Annotated in this window: 2 protein-coding genes; both read left to right on the forward strand. The window is 49.2% G+C overall.

Annotation, left to right across the window (positions count from 1 at the left end):
* The first annotated feature begins 201 nt into the window (after positions 1–201).
* Entirely contained in the window at positions 202–552 is a 351-nt protein-coding gene (locus O9295_RS22955) for a Uma2 family endonuclease (protein WP_288035605.1), read from the forward strand.
* Between the two features lie 341 nt (positions 553–893).
* Complete coding sequence (locus O9295_RS22960; protein WP_288035602.1) at positions 894–5,645, forward strand: nSTAND1 domain-containing NTPase; 4,752 nt, start codon at positions 894–896, stop codon at positions 5,643–5,645.
* The last annotated feature ends 250 nt before the right edge of the window (positions 5,646–5,895 follow it).

A 5,895-nucleotide genomic window follows, 5' to 3' on the forward strand; every position in this document is an offset into this window, starting at 1 on the left:
GTGTCAGTCTGTAGAGCGACCATAAGACCAGAACAGAGTAAATCTGTTAAGGCAGGTGCGGAACCCCGCAAGGGAAAGAAGCAGAAACCTAAATCGTGAGGTTTGGGAATCACCGTCCGTTTACGGCGGTGAGGATGTCAATCCCGCCTCCAGCGCAATCTTGTTAACTCGATCAACAACCAAACCAAAGCATACGAGGCAATCCAAGAACTCCGTTGCATCGTGCCGCCGCTGTCTCCCGTGCCTGACATTGCCGTTGTTAAAAGCGATCGCCTCTCAGAGGTCGATGGACCGCTGCCAGGTCCACCGGACTGGTTAATTGAAATTCGCTCCCCCGACCAAAGTACATTAGAACTACAAAATAAAATTCTGCACTGCTTGAGCAACGGAACTCAGCTCGCCTGGCTGATCGATATTCAGCGACAGCAAATCTGGGTTTGGGAGAACCAAGAGCTGCCACTGGTCTATGCGGTCACCGACATACTCCCTACCCTTGGCAATATCTCTGACCTGACTGTGGAAGTTGTAATCGCAATGACCCAGCAGCGATAACAAGCGCAACTGTGCGATGCCGCCGTCGGAGACGCGCGAAGCTGAGACACTGCGAAGCAGCACGCTAATATTTAGCTCTTCTAGCGTGCGTTAACAAAGTTTAACGCACCTCTTTGACGATAAAGAATCTAATTAACATTTTTTGACCACTTTTTAGCTGATAATCACGTTAAACGTTTGTAAATCAGAGGATTCGTATTCTAATATACAGTTTACACCAAGAAGTCGGGAGAGCCTAAATTCGGTCAAAAAATTAACGCAGTAGCGTTTCTGTAAAGATAAGGTAAAAGATTGTAGCATTAACGGTGAAAGTTTCACTGTCAAATACGGGTGCGTCTGAAATGAACAAGTCAGTGATTATTAATCTAGGCAGTGGGAATTTGTATCAAGGATTTCCGCGAGTTACCGTTCAATTATGGACGGATGGCAATCCGCGGCCAGAGCAATTTATCGGCACGTTGCCCGCCGCACCCGCTTTAGTGGAACTGTATCGGAATTGGCAGCTTGTTTATCGGGGACTATGCGATCGCCTTGGGCGCAGCGAAACTGAACGCATTACGGGCGGACAACGCCATCCCATAATATCCCAACCAGGACATCTATCTTCAGCTTCTCTCGTAGAAGTTGGTGAACTAGAAATCAGTGAAGCAGGCATTACCAATATTTCTCAGGTCAGTTTTGATGAGTTGTGCCAGCAGCTACAGGCAAGCATCAATACTTGGCTGAAATCAGAGGGTTTTCTCCCCATTGAACTGCAACTGCGATCGCGACTCGACTCATCCGCTCCCATCCGAGTCATGATTGAAACCAACGATCTGGAATTGCGCTCTCTTCCTTGGCATCGCTGGCATTTCTTTGAGGATTATCCCCAAGCGGAAATGGCGTTGAGTCAACCAGAGTACCACTATCGAAATGTTCTGAAGTCAGCAAAAACTGAGCAGAAAGTCAGGATTTTAGCAGTCTTAGGCAATAGCTCCGGCATTGATTTAGCCACAGAAACCCGCTTACTTCAGCGGTTGCAGGATGGGTCAGTTAAGTTCCTGGCCAACCCCTCACGCCAGGAGTTCAATACTCAATTATGGCAGCCTGAAGGGTGGGACATCCTGTTTTTTGCCGGTCACAGTCAAACCCAGGGACAAACGGGTCGAATATATATTAATGAGAATTCAACCCACAATAGTTTGACGATATCACAGTTAGAAGAGGCGCTGAAAACCGCGATCGAGAAGGGTTTAACGCTGGCTATTTTTAATTCTTGTGATGGATTAGGCTTGGCACAAGCACTGGAGAAACTACACATTCCCACAGTGATTGTCATGCGCGAACCGATTCCCAATCGGGTGGCACAAGAGTTCTTTCAGCAGTTTCTGACAGCATTTGCGATCGAGCAATTGCCGCTCTATCTTGCCGTTCAGCAAGCGCGTCGAAAGCTCCAAGGATTAGAAGATGATTTTCCAGCAGCGTCTTGGTTGCCCGTGATTTGCCAAAATCTAGCCGTTGAACCTCCCACTTGGATTCAGCTTGGAGGAACGCCAACCTGTCCCTATCGCGGTCTATTTGCCTTTCGGGAGGAAGATGCTCGGTTCTTCTTTGGGCGGGAGCAGGTAACTCAGGCACTGCTGGCGGCGGTCAAACAAAAGCCATTGGTGGCGGTGATTGGTGCTTCTGGCAGTGGCAAATCATCCGTCGTCTTTGCGGGATTAGTGCCGCGCTTGCGTCAGGAATTAGGCAGTAGCGGCATGAAAGAACAAGGCTCGCCGTCTGTACAGATTGTTTCGTTTCGCCCAGGGAATAATCCGTTTGAAGCCTTAGCAACTGGGTTGGCGCAGTGTCCTGCGATCGCTAAATTTGTCTCTCTACATCAGCCCCAACAGGGGTGTGGCGATGCTCTCCCAGAAGGTCAAAGCGACAGTTTCGCTAACGCAGTAGAACTAGAGCGGCTCTTGCGGCAAGACGACCAGGGATTATCCCACCTCATCGAGTGGGTTAAACAGCAGAATTCAGGGATGCGCCTGATTTTGATCGCCGATCAATTTGAAGAACTCTATACCCTTTGTCCAGAGTCAGAGCGACAGACTTTTTTGGATACTGTACTAAATGCCGTGAAATTTGCTCCAGGGTTCACCCTGATTCTGACCCTACGAGCAGACTTTTGCGGCTATGCCCTGGCTTACCGCCCCTTGAGTGATGCCTTGCAAGGTGCCATTCAGGTTTTGGGGCCGATGAACCGGGAAGAATTGCCAGCCGCGATCGCCAAGCCCGCCGCCCAAATGCAAGTGAAATTAGAGGATGGATTAATCCAGAAGCTGATCCATGCCATGAATGAGCAGCCAGGGCGTTTGCCCTTGTTGGAATTTGCCCTCACGCAATTGTGGTCAAACCAGCGAGATGGATGGCTAACCAATCAGGCTTATGACCAGATTGGCGGCGTAGAAGCAGCACTGGCCAATCACGCAGAATTCGTATACGCTCAACTGAACGAAGAGGATCGACAGCGATCGCAACGGGTATTTATCCAATTAGTGCAGCCCGGTGCCGGGACAGACGATAGCCGGCGTACTGCTACACAGGAAGACGTGCAGCCGGAAAACTGGGACTTGGTGGCGCGTTTAGCCTCCTCTCGCTTAGTGGTGACCAACCGCAACGATTCTACAGGAGAAGAAACCGTAGAAATTGTTCACGAGGCATTAATTGGGGGCTGGAAACGACTCAGGAATTGGATGCAGCTCGATCGAGAGTTTCGCCTCTGGCAAGAGCAACTGCGGGCAAACCGCTACCAGTGGGAGCGCAGCCATCAGGATGAAGGGGCATTGTTGCGGGGTAAACCTCTGACCGATGCAGAATATTGGTATCTGAATCGAGCTGATGAACTGAGTTCGAGCGATTGCGAATTGATTGAGCAAAGTGTGGCACTGCGCGATCGCGACCTGAAATCCCAAAAGCGCAGGCGAAAGTTAACGATCTCAGGACTCACAGGTGGCTTGCTAGGGGCCTTAATCTTAGCAGGAGTCGCTTGGGGGCAATGGCAGAATTCAGCGCGTAGCGAGATCCAAGCCATCACTGCGTCCTCAGAAGCACTTTTTGTCTCCAATAATAAGTTAGATGCGTTGATTGAGGCCATTCGGGCCTGGCAAAAATTATCCAGGACAGGAGGAACAGACGCTGAGACTAAAACTCAGGTAGATTCCGTCTTACGGCAGGCAGTTTATGGCGTTCTTGAATACAATCGTTTGTTAGTCCATGGTGATGAAGTTAAAAGCGTCGCCTTCAGCCCAGATGGTAACACGATCGCCTCGGCTGCTGGCGATAAAACTATCAAGCTCTGGAAGCAAGATGGTACTATAATCGCCACCCTCAACGGACACAGCGATAAAATTTGGCAAGCTGTGTTCAGTCCCGATGGTCAGACAATCGCGTCCGCTAGCAAAGATAAAACCATCAAACTTTGGAGGATAGAAGCAGGCAAGATACCTATTCTAATAACGACCCTTGTTGGACATCATCATGATGTGAGAGGAGTGGCGTTTAGTCCCGATGGTCAAATGCTGGCTTCAGCCAGTGACGATAAGATGGTTAAACTCTGGAAGCGGGATGGCACTTTGATTACGACTCTCGCGGGTCACTCTGATGTTGTGAACGGTGTAGCGTTCAGCCCTGATGGTCAAATGCTGGCTTCAGCCAGTGACGATAAGACAGTAAAACTTTGGAAGCGAGATGGCACTTTAATTACGACTCTCAAAGGTCACACTGATATTGTGAATGGAGTAGCGTTCAGTCCCGATGGGCAGCTCCTAGCTTCAGCCAGTTGGGACAAAACGATCAAACTCTGGAAACTAGAAACGGGGAAAATGCCGACTCTACTGACAACCCTCACAGGACATAGTGAAGTGGTTTATGGAGTGGCCTTCAGCCCTGACAGTCAGACTCTCGCATCAGGCAGTTGGGACAAGACTGTTAAGCTCTGGAAACGAGACGGCACTCCGATCACGACTCTCAACGGACATAGCGATCGCGTTTGGGGAGTAGCCTTCAGTTCCGATGGGGAAAACCTTGCCTCGGCCAGTGGTGACAAAACGGTCAAGCTTTGGCAGCTGAAAAGCCCCTTGATGACAAGGTTGGCAGGACATACTGCGGTCGTAATTGGAGTGGCCTTCAGCCCCGATGGTAAGACCATTGCTTCAGCTAGTGATGACAAAAAGATTAGGCTTTGGAAGCGAGACGGTACTTTGATTGCGTCCTTGGTCGGACATACCGCTCAAGTTTATGGAGTCGCCTTCAGTCCCGATGGTCAAAGGTTGGCATCGGTAAGTGCAGATAATACCGTCAAACTCTGGAACTTAGGGCCAAGAAAGCCTCAACTCCTGGCCACCCTGAGAGGACATCAAGCAGTGGTTTGGGGAGTTGCCTTTAGTCCCGACGGTCAGACAGTTGCCTCCGCAGCCTGGGATAATACCGTTAAGCTCTGGAATGTAGGGCAAAAAACGCCTCAACTCCTCGCTACCCTGAGAGGACATCAAGGGGCAATTTTTGGTGTGGCATTCAGCCCTGACAGCAAAACCCTAGCTTCCGCAAGCGCAGACAATACCGTTAAACTCTGGAGAGTGAAGCCAGCGCAGATACCTGTTTTACTGAGGACACTGACAGGACATACTGCTCAGATTTACTCAGTAGCATTTAGTCCTGATGGTCAGACGATTGCCTCGGCAAGTGCAGATAACACGATCGAGCTTTGGAAACCGGATGGCACTTTATTGACGACTCTCAAAGGTCATAGTGCTGTCGTTTATTCAGTCGCTTTCAGTCCCGATGGTCAGACCATTGCCTCAGCAAGCTGGGACAAGACGATCAAGCTTTGGAAACCGGATGGTACTTTGTTGACGACTCTGAATGGCTATAGCGATCGCTTTTGGGGCATCGCCTTCAGTCCCGATGGTCAAACCATTGCCTCAGCCAATGAAGACAAAACTGTCATTTTGTGGAATAAGGAGCAGGTTCTTACGCTTAATCCCTTGATGTACGGTTGCAATTGGGTACATGATTATTTGAAAACGAATCCCAACGTGAATGAAAGCGATCGCCATCTTTGTGATTGAATCACTCAGCATCAAAGCGATCGCCCTAGCCATTAAACCTTTCTGAAATGACAACCCTGAAACCCGTGATCCAGTATTACAACTGGGCGTGCCAAATAGACCTGGGTTTAATAGACCTCTTGCAAAAGTCTTAAGTCGATCCTTGTACAGCAACATTTTTGAAGATTATCAACTACTAATAAATAATTAACTGAAAGTCCCTCCCATTATTGTTTCTATCGTTTGTTTTCGGATTTATGCAAGAGGTCTA

It is taken from the genome of Microcystis sp. LE18-22.4A (assembly GCF_027531105.1).
Classification (GTDB): domain Bacteria; phylum Cyanobacteriota; class Cyanobacteriia; order Cyanobacteriales; family Microcystaceae; genus Microcystis; species Microcystis aeruginosa.